Below are 17368 nucleotides of genomic sequence, written 5' to 3' on the forward strand. Positions count from 1 at the left end.
CCGCAGGGTCTTGCAGGCCAAACTACCTGGAGGCCTTGCCCGATACCTGTGGGAGCGAGCCTGCTCGCGATTCAGGCGCCGCGGTGCCTCAGGCAACCGCGTTATCGTTCATCGCGAGCAGGCTCGCTCCCACAGGGTTATCCACAAGCCGTTAGAAATCCTTGCAGAGGCGCAGGGCGTCGTAGATGGCGGCGTGGGTATTACGCTGCGCCACGCAGTCACCGATGCGGAACAGCAAGTAACCGTCGCCGGTGCTGCTCAACGAAGGTTGCGGCTGGATCGCGAACAGCGCCTCGACGTCGATCTGGCCCTTGTTGCGCGAGCCGTCCTTGAGGGCGTAGTAGATTTCCTCGTCCGGGCGCACGCCGTTCTCGACGACCACCTGATCCACCACCCGCTCCTCTTTGGCGCCGGTGTATTCGTTCTCCAGCACCGCGACGAGCTTGTCGCCTTCGCGGTAGACCTTCTCCAGCATCATGTCGCCGGTCATGATCACTTCTTTCGGGTACATGCTGCGGTAGTAGGTCGGGAACGACGTACCGCCGATGGCCACGCCCGGCTTGATGTCGTCGGTGACGATCTCGACCTGGCTGCCCTTGTCGGCGAGGAAGTCGGCCACCGACATCCCGGTGAACTCGCAAATGGTGTCGTAGACCAGCACGTTCTTGCCCGGCGCAACCTTGCCGTCGAGCACGTCCCAACTGCTGACCACCAGCCCTTCGGCGGCGCCCCAGTGTTCGTTCTGTTCCAGGTACGGATGCCCACCAACGGCCAGCACCACGATGTCCGGACGCAAGTCCATGATGGTGTCGGCATCCGCAGCAGTGCCCAGGCGCAGATCAACTTTCAGGCGCGCCAATTCCAGCTGGAACCAGCGGGTGATACCGGCGATCTGGTCACGCTGCGGCGCTTTCGAGGCGGTAGTGATCTGCCCGCCGATGAATTCCTTCTTCTCGAACAGGGTCACATCGTGGCCACGCTCGGCCGCCACACGGGCAGCTTCCATCCCCGCCGGGCCGGCACCGACGATCACCACCTTGCGTTTCGGCCCGGTGGATTTCTCGATGATGTGCGGCACGCCCATGTATTCACGGGAGGTCGCGGCGTTCTGGATGCACAGCACGTCCAGACCCTGGTACTGACGGTCGATGCAATAGTTGGCGCCGACGCACTGTTTGATCTGGTCGACCTGGCCCATCTTGATCTTGGCGATCAGGTGCGGGTCGGCGATGTGGGCGCGGGTCATGCCGACCATGTCGACGTAACCGCCCTCCAGAATCCGCGTGGCCTGGTTCGGGTCCTTGATGTTCTGCGCGTGGAGCACCGGAACCTTGACCACTTCCTTGATCCCGGCCGCCAGGTGCAGGAACGGCTCCGGCGGATAACTCATGTTCGGAATCACGTTGGCCAGGGTGTTGTGGGTATCGCAACCCGAGCCGACGACGCCGATGAAATCGAGCATGCCGGTGTCGTCGTAATACTTGGCGATCTGCTTCATGTCTTCGTGGGACAGACCGTCCGGGTGGAACTCGTCACCGCAGATGCGCATGCCGACGCAGAAGTCGTCACCGACTTCGGCACGCACGGCTTTCAAGACTTCCAGACCGAACTTCATCCGGCCCTCGAAAGTGCCGCCCCATTCGTCGGTCCGCTTGTTGACGCGCGGGCTCCAGAACTGATCGATCATGTGCTGGTGCACGGCCGACAGTTCGACCCCGTCCAGGCCACCGGCCTTGGCGCGGCGCGCGGCTTGCGCGTAGTTGCCGATCACCCGCCAGATTTCTTCCGGCTCGATGGTCTTGCAGGTGGCGCGGTGCACCGGTTCGCGGATGCCCGACGGCGACATCAGGGTCGGCCAGTGGAAGCCGTCCCAACGGGAGCGACGGCCCATGTGGGTAATCTGGATCATGATCTTGGCGCCATGCTTGTGCATGGCGTCGGCGAGATTCTGGAAGTGCGGGATGATCCGGTCGGTGGACAGGTTCACCGAACTCCACCATTGCTGCGGGCTGTCGATCGCCACCACGGACGAACCGCCACAGATCGCCAGGCCGATGCCGCCCTTGGCTTTCTCTTCGTAATACTTGACGTACCGCTCGGTGGTCATGCCGCCGTCGGTCGCGTAGACCTCGGCGTGCGCGGTGCTGAGCACGCGGTTGCGGATGGTCAGTTTGCCGATCTGGATCGGCTGGAACATTGCTTCGAAAGCCATGGCGGGTTCCTCGACTTACAACGGCTTGACGGTGAACAGGCCGTCGTCGTGGCCTTCTTCGGAGCCACCGTAAACCTGCTCGGCCACGGTGCGGATCTGGCTGCCGCGCGCGGCGAGGATCTGGTCCATGGCACCGGCAAACCAGCCGGTGAACATGTAGTCGACCTTGCGCCCGACCTTGCCGTAGACGTAGACGAACGCCGAGTGTTCGAGCTTGACGCTGGCGGTGCCGTTGTCGAGGTCGATGTCCTGGATCTTGAACAGGCCCCAGCCGCGCTGCGACAGGCGCTTCATGTAGTGTTCGAACACCGCGACGCCTTCCAGGCCGTGGCACTCGGCTTCTTTTTCACACCAATGCCAGGCGGACTTGTAGCCAGCCTTGTAGAGGATTTCGGCATAGGCGTCAGCGCCCAGCACTTCCTCGATGCCCATGTGGTTGTTGACGAAGAAATGGCGCGGCACGTACAGCATTGGCAGGGCGTCGGAGGTCCAGACACCGGTCTCGCTGTCGACTTCGATTGGCAATTGCGGGGCGATCTTGGCCATGGAAACTTAACTCCAGAAAAATTTTGGTGTTGCCCCCGGCGCGGACGGCCGGGGGAAAGTATTCGGGAAGCGGCGGCTTATTCGCCCCAGACGTCTTTCAGGACGTTCACCCAGTTTTCGCCCATGATCTTGCGTACCACGCGCTCGGAGTGGCCGCGCTTGAGCAGGGTTTCGGTCAGGTTCGGGAACTCGCCGACGGTGCGGATGCCCAGCGGGTTGATGATCTTGCCGAAGTTGGTCAGACGGCGGGCGTAGCCCTTGTCGTGGGTCAGGTATTCGAAGAAGTCCTGGCCGTGACCCTGGGTGAAGTCGGTGCCGATGCCGATGGCGTCTTCGCCGACCAGGTTCATGGTGTATTCGATGGCTTCGGCGTAGTCGTCGATGGTCGAATCGATGCCCTTGGCCAGGAACGGCGCGAACATGGTCACGCCGACGAAACCGCCGTGGTCAGCAATAAACTTAAGCTCTTCATCGGATTTGTTGCGCGGGTGCTCTTTCAGCCCCGACGGCAGGCAGTGGGAATAGCAGACCGGTTTTTTCGATTCGAGGATGACTTCCTCGGAGGTCTTGGAGCCGACGTGGGACAGGTCGCACATGACGCCGACACGGTTCATCTCGGCGACGATTTCGCGACCGAAACCCGACAGGCCGCCGTCACGTTCGTAGCAACCGGTGCCCACCAGGTTCTGGGTGTTGTAGCACATCTGCACGATGCCGACGCCGAGCTGCTTGAACACCTCGACATAGCCGATCTGGTCTTCGAACGCGTGGGCGTTCTGGAAGCCGAAGAGGATGCCGGTCTTGCCCTGCTCCTTGGCCTTGCGGATGTCGGCGGTGGTGCGGACGGGGATCACCAGGTCGCTGTTTTCGCGAATCAGTTTCTGGCTGGCGGCGATGTTGTTGACCGTGGCCTGAAAGCCCTCCCACACCGACACGGTGCAGTTGGCCGCCGTCAGACCGCCCTTGCGCATGTCTTCGAACAGCTCGCGGTTCCATTTGGCAATGATCAGACCGTCGATAACGATGCTGTCGGCGTGTAATTCGGCTGGGCTCATCAGGCGTCCCCTTATTGGCGATTCATGCGCCGAATCGTCTGCCGGCGCTTTGGGGCCAGCATATGCCTCGGTGCGCGACCAGCCGGGTGCAAAAACGACAGGGGAATTGCCGAAAGCGTCAATCCGCGACAAAGGGTCGCCAACCGGTCCGACCGGCCACCTGTTCAAGCCCGCGAGCTTGAGCCAGAATCTGCCGCATCCCGGAAACACCACTGGATTAGAGCGGCGACATCAATGAAATCGATCTTCCTGGCCCTGGCCCTGATTGCGACCGGCGTACACGCCGCCGAAGAGTCCGACAACAACCCGTGCGACGCGGTGGAAAACGACATCCAGACCCTGGAATGCTCGGCCTACAGCCGCACCACCGCCGAAGACCTGCTCAAGGACAACTACGCCAGCCTCAACGAACGCATGCAGACAGCCTACGGCAAGAACCCGGCGCAACTGGCGGACATCACCGCCAAACTCAAGACCGCCCAGCAACAATGGCTCAAGACCCGCGACGCCGACTGCGCCGTCGAAGCCTTCCCGGCGACGGACGGCAGCAAGGCGTTCAAGATTGCGCAGAATGATTGCGTGGCGCGGATGAGTGACGAGCGGTCGGAGTTTTTGGAGTCGATCGGACAGGAGTGAGTCGAAGATGGAAAGCATGATTCCGCACGAAGTCGTTAGCCGCATCGTTGACGGCGCCCTCCCGGTTCGCGCTTGGCGCGAACATCTCAACCTGACCCAGGAAGAAGTGGCTCGGCGAATGGGCATTTCGCAGCCGGCTTTTGCCCAGCAGGAAACCGTTGCGAAGCCGCGCAAGGCCACTCGCGAGAAGATTGCAGCGGCGTTTGGTATCACTGCCAACCAGCTTGAGCTGTAAGCTGCACCTCTTCAGCCAATCAAGGGATTCACATGAATATCTGCGGTATCGAAATCAAAGGCAGTGAAGCGATCATCGCCGTGGCGTCCCTCGATGGTTCGGGGCTGAGCCATGTGGCTCTGAGCACCAAGAAAATCGCCCTGGACGATGACGACGAGGCGGCCAACGTCAAACTGTTCGCCGCGCAGGTGGCGTCGTTCGTACGCGAGAATTCCATCGATCGCATCGCGATAAAGAAGCGCAGCAAGAAGGGCGAGTTTGCCGGTGGGCCGACCACGTTCAAGATCGAGGCCGTGTTTCAGTTGCTGGACGGTTGCGAGGTGACGCTGCTGTCGCCGCAGACGATCAATGCCCAGGCCAAGAAGCACAATTTCGAGCTGCCGGGCACGCTGAACAAGTATCAGCATGAAGCCTACAAGGCAGCGTGCTCGGCATTGGTGAAGAAGTAACTAGCGCGCTTTACGCGCGCTCAGCCAGTCGCCGAATGACTTGTCTTCCAGCGCATAGCCACCACGGCTCGACTTCCACACCAGCTCCTTGTCGCGCAGGGCATCGATGCAGGCCTGAATGGTCTGGGTGCCCGGCACCACGTCGCTGCCCATGTTTTCCAGTGCCTTGCCGACTGCCATGAGTGTGCTGTCAGTGAACGGTGCAAAAGGCTCGTTGTTCTGTGAGCGCTCCACCATCACCTCCAGCACGGCGCGCTGAGGGATGGTCAGAGCGTTCCAGGCGCTTTCGAACTCGGTCCACACGCCTGCGCGCAACAATTCGGCACGGCTCTGCAGCAACTGCCCCAGATTGCTGGCCTCGCCCAACTCCAATGCCACTTCACCAATGATGGTGCGCAACATCTCCGGGCGCCGCCCCACCAACTCGAAGGCGTCGTCGATATCGGCAGCACTGAACTGGTTGGTCTCGGCCAGATGGGCGTTGAGGTGCGAGGTGTACGCCTGGGTGAACTCTTTCCCCAACAATGGAAAGGGCGTGATGCTCGAGCCGAAAAACGGTTGGCTCTTGCCCAGTATCAGGTGGGCGAGTTTGTCGCGATTGGAACCGGTGAACACCAGATGCAAACCGCTACCCTCGCCATCACGTCCCTGATTGAGCTGATCCCGTGCAGCCTTCAGGGCAAACATCGCGTTGATGCCCGCTGCTGTGGTGAGTGCGTGCTGGGCCTCGTCGATCACCAGCACTACGGTTTTTTCGGCGGCGCTGTGGAGCAGTTCCAGCGCTTGCGTCAGGGTCGCGCCGGCCGGCAGTTGCGGCTTGGTGAAATCCCAGGACAAGGTACGCAGAAAGCTGAGCTTTTCGATGCCGATATTCTTTGCCAGTTTGCGGATGCCCTTTTCAAAGGGGACCAACGCGCCTGCAATGGCGCTGGCGATCAAGTCAGCAGGGTCTTTTTCCTTGTCGGCCCACAGGTCGACGTAAACCGTCAGCCAGCCTCGGGCCTGACATTCCGGGATCAGGTCCTCTCTCAGAAAAGTACTTTTGCCGGTGCGGCGCGGCGCTGCCAGAAAAAGACCGGAGGTGAAATCCTGCAGACCTGCACCCACCAGACCATCGGCAACGCTGCGGGCCAGAGCGGGGCGGCGGAAAACGAAGCCGTTGTTTCGGGACATGGTTTTACACTCAATTATTCAAACGACTGTAATTTATACCTAAAAGTATAATTAACTATAATCGTCCGTCAAACGGCCTCCCGTCGCCGATCCTCCCGTGGACACCGTGCAAACTTCGCCCGGTAGCTGCGGGTGAAATACGACGGGGATTCAAACCCGCAGGCGATGCTGACTTCCAGCACGCTCATGTCGGTCTGGCGCAACAGCTGCCGGGCCTTTTCCAGCCTTAGGCGCAGATAGAAATTGCTCGGTGTGTCGTTCAGGTGCAGACGGAACAACCGCTCCAGTTGCCGCCGGGTCACCTTGATCGATTCCGCCAGTTCCAAAGTTGTCAGCGGCGGCTCGCTGTGCTGCTCCATCTCGCCGATGACATGCACCAGCTTCTTGTTGCTGATGCCGTAGCGCGTGGCGACCTCCATGCGCTGGTGGTCCTTGCGCGGACGAATCCGCCCCAATACAAACTGCTCGCTGACCTGGATCGCCAGTTGCGGGCCGTGGGCCTGGGCGATCAGGTCGAGCATCAGGTCGATGGACGCGGTGCCGCCGGCCGACGTGATGCGCCGACGGTCGATCTCGAACAGCTCCTGGGTGACGCTGAGCTGTGGATAAGATTCCTTGAAGGCGTCGATGGCCTCCCAGTGCAGGGTCAGGCGATGGCCATCGAGCAGGCCGGCCTCGGCGAGGACGAAGCTGCCAGTGTCGATGGCGCCGAGGGTCACGCCTTCGTTGTCCAGCCGTCGCAGCCAGTGCTCCAGCGCCGGGGTGGCGAACTTCAGCGGTTCAAAACCGGCGACCACCAGCAGCGTCGCCCCTTTCTTCAGTGACTCCAGCGCCGCATCGGCGTTGACCGACATCCCGTTACTCGCCAGCACCGCCCCGCCATCGGCGCTCAAGACGTGCCAGCGGTACAGCTCGCCGCGAAAGCGGTTGGCCACCCGCAGCGGTTCGATCGCAGAGATGAAACCGATGGCGGAAAAACCCGGCATCAACAGAAAGTAGAAATCCTGGGACATGGCGCGCACTCGGTCAGCGGGTAGCGTGCAACGTTGATACGCCAGTTGTCGGCGGCATTCAAGAGCACAGGTCGCTGCAGTGCAAGAGCTGGTCGCCGCAGTGCGCTTTTACGGGGGCATTGCTGCGTAATTTGAGCATCACCGGCGCATCAGACACCGGAACCCACAATAACGACCTGCCGAGGAACCCGACATGAAACGACTGATCAGCAGCTGTGTTCTCGCACTCAGCGGTACCGCGTTTTTAAGCGCCAGTGTCATGGCGGCCGATTCCGCATCGTGTCAGAACGTGCGCATGGGCGTGGTGAACTGGACCGACGTGATCGCCACCAGCGCCATGGCCCAGGTTCTACTCGACGGCCTCGGCTACAGCACCAAACAGACCAGCGCCTCCCAGCAGATCGTCTTCGCCGGCATCCGCGACCAGCGTCTGGATCTGTTCCTCGGCTACTGGAACCCGTTGATGACCCAGACCATCACCCCGTTCGTCGAGGCCAACCAGGTCAAGGTGCTTGAAGCGCCAAGTCTCAAGGACGCCCGCGCCACCCTCGCCGTGCCGACTTATCTGGCAGACAAGGGCCTGAAAACCTTTGCCGACATCGCCAAGTTCGAGAAAGAGCTGGGCGGCAAGATCTACGGCATCGAGCCAGGCTCGGGCGCCAACACCCAGATCAAGGCGATGATCGCCAAGAACCAGTTTGGCCTCGGCAAGTTCCAGCTCGTGGAGTCGAGCGAGGCCGGCATGCTCGCCGCCGTCGATCGCGCCGTGCGCCGCAAGGAAGCCGTGGTGTTCTTCGGCTGGGCGCCGCACCCGATGAACGTCAACGTGCAGATGACCTATCTGACCGGCAGCGACGACGCCCTCGGCCCGAACGAAGGCATGGCCACCGTGTGGACCGTCACCGCACCGAAATACGCCGAACAATGCCCGAACGTCAGCCGCCTGCTGAGCAACCTGACGTTCACCACCGAAGACGAGAGCCGGATGATGCAGCCGCTGCTCGATCACAAGGACGCTTTCGAATCGGCCAAACAATGGCTCAAGGATCACCCGCAGGACAAACAGCGCTGGCTCGAAGGCGTTACCACTTTCGATGGCAAACCGGCGGCTGAAAACCTCCAGCTCACCAGCAAATAAACCGCAACGAATGAACCACTTCGCAGCCCGCCACGGGCTGCGAACAGACCCATCACGCCTGAAGGAAAACGCACCATGAATCACGACGTCATCATCACCTGCGCACTCACCGGTGCTGGCGACACGACCGCCAAAAGCCCACACGTGCCGGTCACCCCGAAACAGATCGCCGCTGCCGCAGTAGAAGCGGCCAAGGCCGGCGCCACGGTCGTGCACTGCCACGTTCGTGACCCGCAGACCGGCAAGTTCAGCCGTGACGTGGCGCTGTACCGCGAAGTCATGGAGCGCATCCGCGAAGCCGACGTCGACATCATCGTCAACCTCACCGCCGGCATGGGCGGTGACCTGGAAATCGGCCCGGGCGAGAACCCGATGGAGTTCGGCCCGAACACCGATCTGGTCGGCCCGCTGACCCGTCTGGCCCACGTCGAAGAACTGCTGCCGGAAATCTGCACCCTGGATTGCGGCACCCTGAACTTCGGCGACGGCGACACCATTTACGTCTCCACTCCGGCCCAACTGCGGGCTGGCGCCAAGCGCATCACCGAACTGGGCGTTAAGGCGGAGCTGGAGATTTTCGACACCGGTCACCTGTGGTTCGCCAAACAGATGATCAAGGAAGGCCTGCTCGACAACCCGCTGTTCCAGCTGTGCCTGGGCATCCCGTGGGGCGCGCCGGCCGACACCACCACCATGAAAGCCATGGTCGACAACCTGCCCGCCGACGCGGTGTGGGCCGGGTTCGGCATCGGCCGGATGCAGATGCCGATGGCCGCGCAAGCGGTGCTGCTCGGCGGCAACGTGCGGGTCGGTCTGGAAGACAACCTGTGGCTGGACAAAGGCGTGCTGGCGACCAACGGCCAACTGGTCGAACGCGCCAGCGAAATCCTCAGCCGCCTCGGCGCCCGCGTGCTGACCCCGGCTGAAGGTCGCAAGAAGATGGGCCTGACCCAGCGCGGCTGAAATCACCCTTTCCCCCGGTGGGCGGGCCATTGACGCCCACCGTTTTTTTGCCTCATTCCAGGAAGTGACCATGAGCTTTATCACCGATATCAAAACCTTCGCAGCACTGGGCAGCGGCGTCATCGGCAGCGGCTGGGTCGCCCGCGCCCTCGCCCACGGCCTCGACGTGGTGGCCTGGGATCCGGCGCCGGGTGCCGAAGCGGCGCTGCGCAAACGCGTGGCCAATGCCTGGGGCGCGCTGGAGAAAAACGGTCTGGCGCCAGGCGCTTCGCAGGATCGCCTGCGCTTTGTGGCGACCATTGAAGAGTGCGTGCGCGATGCGGATTTCATCCAGGAAAGCGCCCCGGAACGCCTCGAACTGAAACTGGATCTGCACAGCAAAATCAGCGCGGCGGCCAAGCCGAATGCGTTGATCGGTTCCAGCACTTCCGGCCTGTTGCCAAGTGAGTTCTACGAGAGCTCGACCCACCCGGAACGCTGCGTGGTCGGTCACCCGTTCAACCCGGTCTACCTGCTGCCGCTGGTGGAAGTGGTCGGTGGCAAGAACACCGCGCCGCAAGCGATTCAGGCGGCGATGAAAGTCTACGAATCCCTCGGCATGCGCCCGCTGCATGTGCGCAAGGAAGTCCCGGGGTTCATCGCCGACCGCCTGCTCGAAGCGCTGTGGCGCGAGGCGCTGCACCTGGTCAACGACGGGGTGGCGACCACCGGTGAAATCGACGATGCGATCCGCTTTGGCGCCGGTCTGCGCTGGTCGTTCATGGGCACGTTCTTGACCTACACCCTGGCCGGTGGCGATGCCGGCATGCGCCACTTCATGTCGCAGTTCGGCCCGGCGCTGCAGTTGCCATGGACATACCTGCCGGCACCGGAACTGACCGACAAGTTGATCGACGATGTGGTGGACGGCACCAGCGATCAACTGGGCCGGCACAGTATTTCGGCGCTGGAGCGCTATCGTGATGATTGCTTGCTGGCGGTGCTTGAGGCGGTGAAGACCACCAAAGAGAAGCATGGGATGAGTTTCAGCGAGTAACCGGCCAGCAGGACTGGCCCCATCGCGAGCAGGCTCGCTCCCACATTTGGAATGCAGTCACCCGTGGGAGCGAGCCTGCTCGGGATGACGATAGCCCAATCACCCATTGCTCTGGATCAGCCACCATGCCCACCCTCACCACCTACCAAACCCGCATCATCCCCGACTGGGTCGACTACAACGGCCACCTGCGCGACGCCTTTTATCTGCTGATTTTCAGCTACGCCACTGACGCTCTGATGGATCGCCTCGGTATGGACAGCAACAACCGCGAAGCCAGCGGCCACTCGCTGTTCACCCTAGAACTGCACCTCAACTACCTGCACGAAGTGAAGCTCGATGCCGAAGTCGAAGTGCGCACGCAGATCATCGGTCACGACCAGAAACGCCTGCACCTCTATCACAGCCTGCATCTGGCCGGCGGTGACAAGGAGCTTGCCGGCAACGAACAGATGCTGCTGCACGTCGACCTGGCCGGGCCGCGTTCCGCGCCGTTTACCCCGGACACCCTGGGCAGCCTGCAAGCCATCGTCGCCGAGCAGGCCGACCTGCCCGCCCCGGCTTACATCGGCCGGGTCATCGCCCTGCCCCCAGCCCGGTAACCCCATCCATCACAAGGAGCCGCCATGCAAACCGCCGTTGCCGTTGCCGATTTCCGTACTTATCCGTTGATCAGCGCGCTGAACGGCGTGCAGAACCTGGCGGATCGCGTCCTGATTGAATGGGCCGACGGGCGCGTCAGCCCGTTTCACCACGTGTGGCTGCGTGACAACTGTCCGTGTCCGCACTGCGTCTACAGCGTCACCCGTGAGCAGGTGTTCGAGATCATCGATGCGGCTCCCGACCTGACGCCATCCGCGGTGCACATCGACACCGATGGCTGCCTGCGTATCGACTGGCAGGACGGCCACCTCAGCCGCTTCGATGCCGGCTGGTTGCGCGCCCACGCCTACGATGATGAATCGCGCACCGAACGCCTCGCCTCCAGGCCGAAACCCTTCCTGTGGCGCAGCGATTTGCAGTTGCCGGTGTTCGACTATGCGGCGCTGATGAACGACAACGCCGCACTGCTGCAATGGTTGCTGGCGGTACGCGACATCGGCCTGACCCAAGTGCGCGGCGTACCCACCGAACCCGGTTCGCTGAAGCTGGTCGCCCAGCGCATTTCGTTCATCCGCGAGAGCAACTTCGGCGTGCTGTTCAACGTGCAATCCAAGGCCGACGCCGACAGCAATGCCTACACCGCTTTCAACCTGCCATTGCACACCGACCTGCCGACCCGCGAGCTGCAACCGGGCCTGCAATTTCTGCATTGCCTGGTGAACGACGCCGAGGGTGGCGAGAGCATTTTCGTCGACGGTTTTGCGATTGCCGAAGCGTTGCGCCAGGAAGATCCCGCGTCGTTTCAGGCGCTGTGCGAAATCCCGGTGGAGTTTCGCAACAAGGACCGCCACAGCGACTATCGCTGCCTCGCACCGATCATCGCCCTGGATGCCTTGGGCCGGGTCGCGGAAATCCGCATGGCCAACTTCCTGCGCGGCGCGTTCGACACGTCCGTGGAGCAGATGCCCCTGCTGTATCGCGCTTATCGGCGCTTCATCGCCATGACCCGCGAGCCACGCTTTCGGGTGGTGCAGCGGCTCAATCCGGGCGAGTTGTGGTGCTTCGACAACCGCCGCACTTTGCACGCGCGCAATGCGTTCGACCCGGCCACCGGGACCCGGCATTTTCAGGGCTGCTACATCGACCGGGATGAATTGCTGTCGCGGATTCTGGTGTTGCAGCGCTAGACCGCGTCATCGTTCATCGCCAGCAGGCTGGCTCCCACAAAGAGCGCATTTCAATGTGGGAGCCAGCCTGCTGGCGATGAATGCACCTCGATTTACCTGACACACAGGCAAAAAAAGCCCCGATACAAGCCGTGACAGGATCGGGGCGAGGGTACTGTTGAGGAGCTGCCGTGGCGAGGGTGACCAAACCTTCGTGAAGCGAGCTGAGGCCAGTGTGCCGACTCCCCTTGACGGCGAGTTAGCCGAAAACGACCTGTTCATAGCCGTCGCGGCCACTGCGACAAATCGCCCTTGCCGTGCCTGGGCAGGCCTACCAGAATCGAGCCACGACCTCCGTTGCCGAAGAAGGATTCGCGTCATGATGTATGCCGATTTGATCGATCAGGAAGACCTGTTGGGCCAACTCAAGTCGTTGGGTTTTCAAGTGCCGAGCGGTTCAACTGCCGAGCAGGCCTGTGAGTATGCGGTGCGTGGTCTGGATAACGTTCGCGCCTTTGAACTGCGCAAGATGGTCAAGGACATGTACACCAGCGGCGCCAGCATCCAGCCTGCAGTGCGTCAGGCCATCGACAAACAATTGTTGCCGGCATTGGCGCAATACCAACAAACCCATAGCGCCTGAAAAATTCATTCGCGAGCAGGCTCGCTCCCACATTGGAATGCATTCCTGTGTGGGAGCGAGCCTGCTCGCGAAAAACGATGACCCGGTCTACAGCCTTACACTGGCGAATGTGGATTCGTTGCGTGCCTGGCTCAGCGCCGACATTGGCCCGGACAGCGGCGACATCACAATGGCCTGCGGCAGCGGCATCATCGCCACCTGCTGGGTGGTGTTGGAGCCGACGCGCTCGTCACGCGGCGGAATGCCGAAGTACTCGCGATAGCACTTGGAGAAGTGCGGCGTCGACACAAACCCGCAGACCGACGCCACTTCGATGATCGACATCGGCGTCTGCTTGAGCAGTTGCCGCGCGCGGATCAGGCGCAGCTTGAGGTAGTAGCGCGACGGCGAGCAGTGCAGGTATTTCTGGAACAGGCGCTCGAGCTGGCGACGGGACACGGCGACGTACACCGCCAGTTCGTCGAGGTCGATCGGCTCCTCCAGGTTGGCTTCCATCAACGCAACGATTTCCTGCAGTTTCGGCTGGTTGGTGCCGAGCATGTGCTTGAGCGGCACACGCTGGTGATCCTGCTCGTTGCGGATGCGCTCGTAGACGAACATCTCGGAGATCGCGGCGGACAGTTCACGACCGTGATCGCGGCTGATCAGGTGCAGCATCATGTCCAGCGGCGCGGTGCCGCCGGAGCTGGTGAAACGGTTGCGGTCGAGGGTGAACAGACGGGTGCTCATCGCAACGCGCGGGAAAGCTTCCTGCATCGCCGCCAGACATTCCCAGTGCACGCTGCAATCGAAACCGTCGAGCAGGCCGGCGCAAGCCAGGGCCCAACTGCCGGTGCACACGGCACCGAGGCGGCGCGACTGGCGCGCCTGGCTTTGCAGCCACGACACGTGTTCACGGGTAACGGTGCGTTGAATGCCAATCCCGCCGCACACGATGACGGTGTCGAGGGCCGGGGCTTTGTGCATGGAAGCGTCGGGGGTGATCTGCAGACCGTCACTGGCCCAGACCTGGCCGCCGTCGACGGTGAGGGTGGTCCAGCGATACAGCTCGCGACCGGACAACTGGTTGGCCATGCGCAGCGGTTCGACTGCGGATGCCAGGGAAATCAGCGTGAAATTGTCCAGCAGCAGAAAGCCGATGGATTGAGGCGCACGGTTCTGGGGTTGAGCCCCGGAGTTGAACGACGTCATCGCGGTATCTCCTCACACAAAGCGGGTGATGGCCTCAGGCGGAGGCTCTTGTTATTGCCATCGTTCTCTTGCGTGAGACGGGCTTTGTTATGACAGAGCAATTGCCATGCCTAAAATTGAATGGCTGTTCAATAACTCCTGAAAACGACGTCGCGACGCGTCTATACAAGCGCTCCGCCGGAGGGTAATTCGAAGTGCCATCAGCGGCCGCGAAAGCCCTGCCCCGGAGCGTGTGAGCAAATCGGTAGCACTTGTGGGAACTGGCCTGCGCGCGATTGTCCTACAGTGTCACCGCAGGCACGGGTGACGGACGGTAGCGCCTGCGAATCAGGCGCTGGAGGCAGGAAAGACTCTTATCCGATAGCGACGCGCCAAAAGGTGGCGCGTTTTGATTCCGGTGTGCACTTAACGCGCAGTTTTGACTGGTCCGGCTTCATCGCTGGCAAGCCAGCTCCCACAATTGAGCGGGTTCCTCTGCCGGAATGCGATCGAATGTGGGAGCGGGCTTGCTCGCGAAGGCCATACCTCGGATTTACTGACTCAACATTCAACCGCGCTGACCGCCAACCCGCCCCGCGAAGTCTCTTTATATTTGTCATGCATATCCGCGCCGGTATCGCGCATGGTGCGGATCACCCGGTCCAGCGAGATGAAGTGCTGACCGTCCCCACGCAAGGCCATCTGCGCGGCATTGATCGCCTTCACCGCCGCAATCGCATTGCGTTCGATGCACGGCACTTGCACCAGGCCGCCCACCGGATCGCAGGTCAGACCCAGGTTGTGTTCCAGGCCGATTTCCGCCGCGTTGCACAACTGCTCGGGGCTTGCGCCAAGGATTTCAGCCAGTCCTGCCGCCGCCATCGCACAAGCCGAACCGACTTCACCCTGACAGCCGACTTCAGCGCCGGAGATCGAGGCGTTCTTCTTGCACAGAATCCCCACCGCTGCCGCCCCGAGGAAGTAGTCGACCACGTTGGCGTCGGTCACCGCCTCGCTGAATTTCATGAAGTAGTGCAGCACCGCCGGAATGATCCCCGCCGCGCCGTTGGTGGGTGCCGTGACCATGCGCCCGCCGGCGGCGTTTTCCTCGTTCACCGCCAGGGCGAACAGGTTGACCCACTCCATCGCGCTGAGGGTCGAGCCGATCACGTTGGGCTTGTTCAATTCCTGAAGACTGCGGTGCAACTTCGCAGCACGGCGGCGCACGTTGAGGCCGCCCGGCAGGATGCCTTCGTGCTTGAGGCCCTGCTCGACGCAATCCTGCATCGCCCGCCAGAGCTTCATCAGGCCGGCGCGGATTTCCTCTTCGCTGCGCCAGACCTTCTCGTTGGCCATCATCAATTCGGCCACGCGCAGGTTGTGGGTCTTGCACAGCTCCAGCAGCTCCACCGCGCTGGAAAAATCGTAAGGCAACTCGGTGCGATCCAGATCCACCACGCCGCTGGAGGCCTGCGCCTCGTCCACCACAAAACCGCCGCCGACCGAATAGTAGGTGTCGCGATGCAACTCGCCGTGATCGCCTTCGGCAACCAGGGTCATGGCGTTGGGGTGGAACGGCAGGTTCTCGTCGATCAGGCGCATGTCGCGGCCCCATATAAAGGGCACCGACAAACGACCGTCGAGCAACAGCGTGTGGGTTTCACGCAAGGCCTGGATCCGCGGGCCGATCTGCGACGGGTCGATCGCGTCCGGCCACTCGCCCATCAGGCCCATGATCACCGCGTTGTCGCTGCCGTGACCGACACCGGTGGCCGACAGCGAACCGAACAGCTGCACCTCGATGCGGCGCACCTGCTCCAGTAGATGTTTGTCGCGCAATGACTCGACGAACAGGGCGGCGGCGCGCATGGGCCCGACGGTGTGGGAACTGGAAGGGCCAATGCCGATTTTGAACAGGTCGAAAACGCTGATAGCCATTGCTGCAGAGCTCCTGAGAGTGCCGGTCCGGGGCGTGAAGCGCCCGCTGGCGGAGCTGCTACGCTCAAGCTGCGATCCGCCGGAATGCCCGCATCATCGGGCTTTTCCCCGGTCGCTCGGCGTCTGACACCGACGCACTCATGCCCACTAACGCCGTGCCGGTTTCAGCCCGTGTTTTCGCCGTTTTTATGCGGTTCAGATGGCCAGAAAGGGCAGAAAAAAGCTGTAAACGACGTCACTGACACTGGATGCGACCATCCCTGTACTGGATACGACGCACCCTGTAGGCGTCAGATTTTCACTGGTACATGATCGTATCGACTCGATTGCAAGGCGCTGCGGTAGAGCTGTCTCCAGAACGCCATCCAACCGCAACCCATAAGTGCGGTGGTCCAATCGGAACACTGCCAAAAAAAACACCAAGGAGTCCATTCATGAAAGGTTCCCCGTCGTTGTTGTTGGCCGCCATGCTGAGTCTGCCGTTACTGGCTCAAGCCGCAGAACCGGCGCAGTGCAGTACCGTGAACTTCTCCGATGTCGGCTGGACCGACATCACCGCAACCACCGCCACCACCTCCGTCGTGCTCAACGCCCTCGGCTACAAGACCAAGACCACCATGATTTCCGTCCCCGTGACCTACAAGTCGCTGGCCGACGGCAAGAACATGGACGTGTTCCTCGGCAACTGGATGCCGACCATGGAAAACGACATCAAGGCCTACCGCGACGCCGGCACCGTGGAAACCGTGCGCACCAACCTCAAGGGCGCCAAGTACACCCTCGCCGTTCCGCAAGCCTTGTATGACAAGGGTCTGCACGACTTCGCCGACATCGCCAAATTCAAGAAAGAACTCGACGGCAAGATCTACGGGATCGAGCCCGGCAACGACGGCAACCGCCTGATCCAGAGCATGATCGACAAGGACGCCTTCGGCCTCAAGACCGCCGGCTTCAAGGTCGTCGAGTCCAGCGAAGCGGGCATGCTGTCGCAGGTCGACCGCGCGCAGAAACGCGACACCGCCGTGGTGTTCCTCGGCTGGGCGCCGCACCCGATGAACAAGCGCTTCAAGATTCAGTACCTGACCGGCGGCGATGACTTCTTCGGCCCGGATTTCGGTGCCGCCACCGTGGCGACCAACACCCGCAAGGGCTACGCCGAGGAATGCAGCAATGTTGGCCAACTGCTGAAAAACCTGGAGTTCACCGTCGACATGGAAAGCGAACTGATGGGCAACATCCTGGACGACAAGATGAAGCCTGACGCGGCCGCCAAGGCCTGGCTGAAAAAGAATCCACAGGTGCTCGATACCTGGCTCGCTGGCGTGACCACCATTGACGGTAAACCTGGCCTGGAGGCCGTGAAAGCCAAACTCAACCAGCCTTGAATTAGAG

The 17368-nt window shown here is 61.7% G+C and carries 16 protein-coding genes and 1 pseudogene; 10 read left to right on the top strand and 7 right to left on the bottom strand.

From position 1 onward, the window contains the following. Positions 1-151: 151 nt before the first annotated feature. The 3 genes from dgcA to CAF76_RS04260 form a co-directional block, all read right to left on the bottom strand. On the bottom strand, positions 152-2212 hold the full coding sequence (dgcA, locus tag CAF76_RS04250; RefSeq protein ID WP_064599960.1) for a dimethylglycine demethylation protein DgcA: 2061 nt from the start codon (positions 2210-2212) through the stop codon (positions 152-154). 15 nt (positions 2213-2227) lie between these two features. Beyond that, positions 2228-2758 (bottom strand): DUF5943 domain-containing protein, encoded by a 531-nt coding sequence (locus CAF76_RS04255; RefSeq protein WP_085646923.1) that lies wholly within the window; start codon positions 2756-2758, stop codon positions 2228-2230. Positions 2759-2835: 77 nt separating this feature from the next. Further along, complete coding sequence (locus CAF76_RS04260) at positions 2836-3813, bottom strand: dipeptidase (protein WP_039768004.1); 978 nt, start codon at positions 3811-3813, stop codon at positions 2836-2838. Between the two features lie 234 nt (positions 3814-4047). Here CAF76_RS04260 and CAF76_RS04265 point away from each other — a divergent pair, with 234 nt between their 5' ends. The 3 genes and pseudogenes from CAF76_RS04265 to CAF76_RS04275 all read left to right on the top strand — a co-directional run bounded on the left by CAF76_RS04265 (position 4048) and on the right by CAF76_RS04275 (position 5133). Continuing rightward, positions 4048-4449 (top strand): lysozyme inhibitor LprI family protein, encoded by a 402-nt coding sequence (locus CAF76_RS04265; protein WP_064599962.1) that lies wholly within the window; start codon positions 4048-4050, stop codon positions 4447-4449. Positions 4450-4465: 16 nt separating this feature from the next. Further along, a pseudogene (locus tag CAF76_RS04270) lies at positions 4466-4684 on the top strand (helix-turn-helix domain-containing protein); the annotation flags it as partial. Positions 4685-4716: 32 nt separating this feature from the next. Further along, positions 4717-5133 (top strand): DUF3010 family protein, encoded by a 417-nt coding sequence (locus CAF76_RS04275; protein ID WP_085646925.1) that lies wholly within the window; start codon positions 4717-4719, stop codon positions 5131-5133. On the opposite strand, the gene CAF76_RS04280 is transcribed toward CAF76_RS04275, so the two are convergent. Next, complete coding sequence (locus CAF76_RS04280; RefSeq protein WP_085646926.1) at positions 5134-6306, bottom strand: AAA family ATPase; 1173 nt, start codon at positions 6304-6306, stop codon at positions 5134-5136. A gap of 68 nt (positions 6307-6374) precedes the next feature. Continuing rightward, positions 6375-7319 (bottom strand): GlxA family transcriptional regulator, encoded by a 945-nt coding sequence (locus CAF76_RS04285; protein WP_085646927.1) that lies wholly within the window; start codon positions 7317-7319, stop codon positions 6375-6377. 193 nt (positions 7320-7512) lie between these two features. Here CAF76_RS04285 and CAF76_RS04290 point away from each other — a divergent pair, with 193 nt between their 5' ends. The 6 genes from CAF76_RS04290 (at position 7513) to CAF76_RS04315 (ending at position 12868) form a co-directional block, all read left to right on the top strand. Then, entirely contained in the window at positions 7513-8457 is a 945-nt protein-coding gene (locus CAF76_RS04290) for a choline ABC transporter substrate-binding protein (protein WP_085646928.1), read from the top strand. A 75-nt stretch (positions 8458-8532) separates the two neighbouring features. Beyond that, the gene (locus CAF76_RS04295; protein ID WP_011336296.1) at positions 8533-9420 is read left to right on the top strand and encodes a 3-keto-5-aminohexanoate cleavage protein; all 888 of its coding nucleotides are present in this window, start codon (positions 8533-8535) and stop codon (positions 9418-9420) included. A 70-nt stretch (positions 9421-9490) separates the two neighbouring features. After that, a complete protein-coding gene (locus CAF76_RS04300; protein WP_085646929.1) occupies positions 9491-10456 on the top strand; it encodes an L-carnitine dehydrogenase in 966 nt (321 codons plus the stop codon). Between the two features lie 125 nt (positions 10457-10581). Further along, on the top strand, positions 10582-11058 hold the full coding sequence (locus tag CAF76_RS04305) for a thioesterase family protein (RefSeq protein ID WP_085646930.1): 477 nt from the start codon (positions 10582-10584) through the stop codon (positions 11056-11058). A gap of 24 nt (positions 11059-11082) precedes the next feature. Continuing rightward, entirely contained in the window at positions 11083-12246 is a 1164-nt protein-coding gene (locus tag CAF76_RS04310) for a gamma-butyrobetaine dioxygenase (protein WP_085646931.1), read from the top strand. Between the two features lie 358 nt (positions 12247-12604). Beyond that, positions 12605-12868, top strand: a complete 264-nt coding sequence (locus CAF76_RS04315) for a hypothetical protein (protein ID WP_039767996.1) — start codon at positions 12605-12607, stop codon at positions 12866-12868. 87 nt (positions 12869-12955) lie between these two features. Here CAF76_RS04315 and CAF76_RS04320 read toward each other — a convergent pair whose 3' ends face one another. Both CAF76_RS04320 and CAF76_RS04325 read right to left on the bottom strand, forming a co-directional pair. Beyond that, positions 12956-14059, bottom strand: coding sequence for a GlxA family transcriptional regulator (locus CAF76_RS04320; RefSeq protein ID WP_011336300.1), 1104 nt, complete (start codon positions 14057-14059; stop codon positions 12956-12958). 540 nt (positions 14060-14599) lie between these two features. After that, on the bottom strand, positions 14600-15976 hold the full coding sequence (locus CAF76_RS04325) for an L-serine ammonia-lyase (RefSeq protein WP_007959754.1): 1377 nt from the start codon (positions 15974-15976) through the stop codon (positions 14600-14602). Positions 15977-16410: 434 nt separating this feature from the next. On the opposite strand from CAF76_RS04325, the gene CAF76_RS04330 reads away from it, so the two are divergent. Next, positions 16411-17361: a choline ABC transporter substrate-binding protein gene (locus tag CAF76_RS04330; RefSeq protein WP_085646932.1), complete on the top strand. Its 951-nt coding sequence runs from the start codon at positions 16411-16413 to the stop codon at positions 17359-17361. Positions 17362-17368 lie beyond the last annotated feature (7 nt).

Origin of the sequence: Pseudomonas sp. B40(2017) (genome assembly GCF_002112855.1) — a bacterium.
Lineage (GTDB): Bacteria > Pseudomonadota > Gammaproteobacteria > Pseudomonadales > Pseudomonadaceae > Aquipseudomonas > Aquipseudomonas pharyngis.

What these genes read in the sequence shown, in the direction of transcription:
- dgcA (WP_064599960.1), bottom strand. Translation starts at nt 2,212, where the DNA reads ATGGCTTTCGAAGCAATGTTCCAGCCGATCCAGATCGGCAAACTGACC.
- CAF76_RS04255 (WP_085646923.1), bottom strand. Translation starts at nt 2,758, where the DNA reads ATGGCCAAGATCGCCCCGCAATTGCCAATCGAAGTCGACAGCGAGACC.
- CAF76_RS04260 (WP_039768004.1), bottom strand. Translation starts at nt 3,813, where the DNA reads ATGAGCCCAGCCGAATTACACGCCGACAGCATCGTTATCGACGGTCTG.
- CAF76_RS04265 (WP_064599962.1), top strand. Translation starts at nt 4,048, where the DNA reads ATGAAATCGATCTTCCTGGCCCTGGCCCTGATTGCGACCGGCGTACAC.
- CAF76_RS04275 (WP_085646925.1), top strand. Translation starts at nt 4,717, where the DNA reads ATGAATATCTGCGGTATCGAAATCAAAGGCAGTGAAGCGATCATCGCC.
- CAF76_RS04280 (WP_085646926.1), bottom strand. Translation starts at nt 6,306, where the DNA reads ATGTCCCGAAACAACGGCTTCGTTTTCCGCCGCCCCGCTCTGGCCCGC.
- CAF76_RS04285 (WP_085646927.1), bottom strand. Translation starts at nt 7,319, where the DNA reads ATGTCCCAGGATTTCTACTTTCTGTTGATGCCGGGTTTTTCCGCCATC.
- CAF76_RS04290 (WP_085646928.1), top strand. Translation starts at nt 7,513, where the DNA reads ATGAAACGACTGATCAGCAGCTGTGTTCTCGCACTCAGCGGTACCGCG.
- CAF76_RS04295 (WP_011336296.1), top strand. Translation starts at nt 8,533, where the DNA reads ATGAATCACGACGTCATCATCACCTGCGCACTCACCGGTGCTGGCGAC.
- CAF76_RS04300 (WP_085646929.1), top strand. Translation starts at nt 9,491, where the DNA reads ATGAGCTTTATCACCGATATCAAAACCTTCGCAGCACTGGGCAGCGGC.
- CAF76_RS04305 (WP_085646930.1), top strand. Translation starts at nt 10,582, where the DNA reads ATGCCCACCCTCACCACCTACCAAACCCGCATCATCCCCGACTGGGTC.
- CAF76_RS04310 (WP_085646931.1), top strand. Translation starts at nt 11,083, where the DNA reads ATGCAAACCGCCGTTGCCGTTGCCGATTTCCGTACTTATCCGTTGATC.
- CAF76_RS04315 (WP_039767996.1), top strand. Translation starts at nt 12,605, where the DNA reads ATGATGTATGCCGATTTGATCGATCAGGAAGACCTGTTGGGCCAACTC.
- CAF76_RS04320 (WP_011336300.1), bottom strand. Translation starts at nt 14,059, where the DNA reads ATGACGTCGTTCAACTCCGGGGCTCAACCCCAGAACCGTGCGCCTCAA.
- CAF76_RS04325 (WP_007959754.1), bottom strand. Translation starts at nt 15,976, where the DNA reads ATGGCTATCAGCGTTTTCGACCTGTTCAAAATCGGCATTGGCCCTTCC.
- CAF76_RS04330 (WP_085646932.1), top strand. Translation starts at nt 16,411, where the DNA reads ATGAAAGGTTCCCCGTCGTTGTTGTTGGCCGCCATGCTGAGTCTGCCG.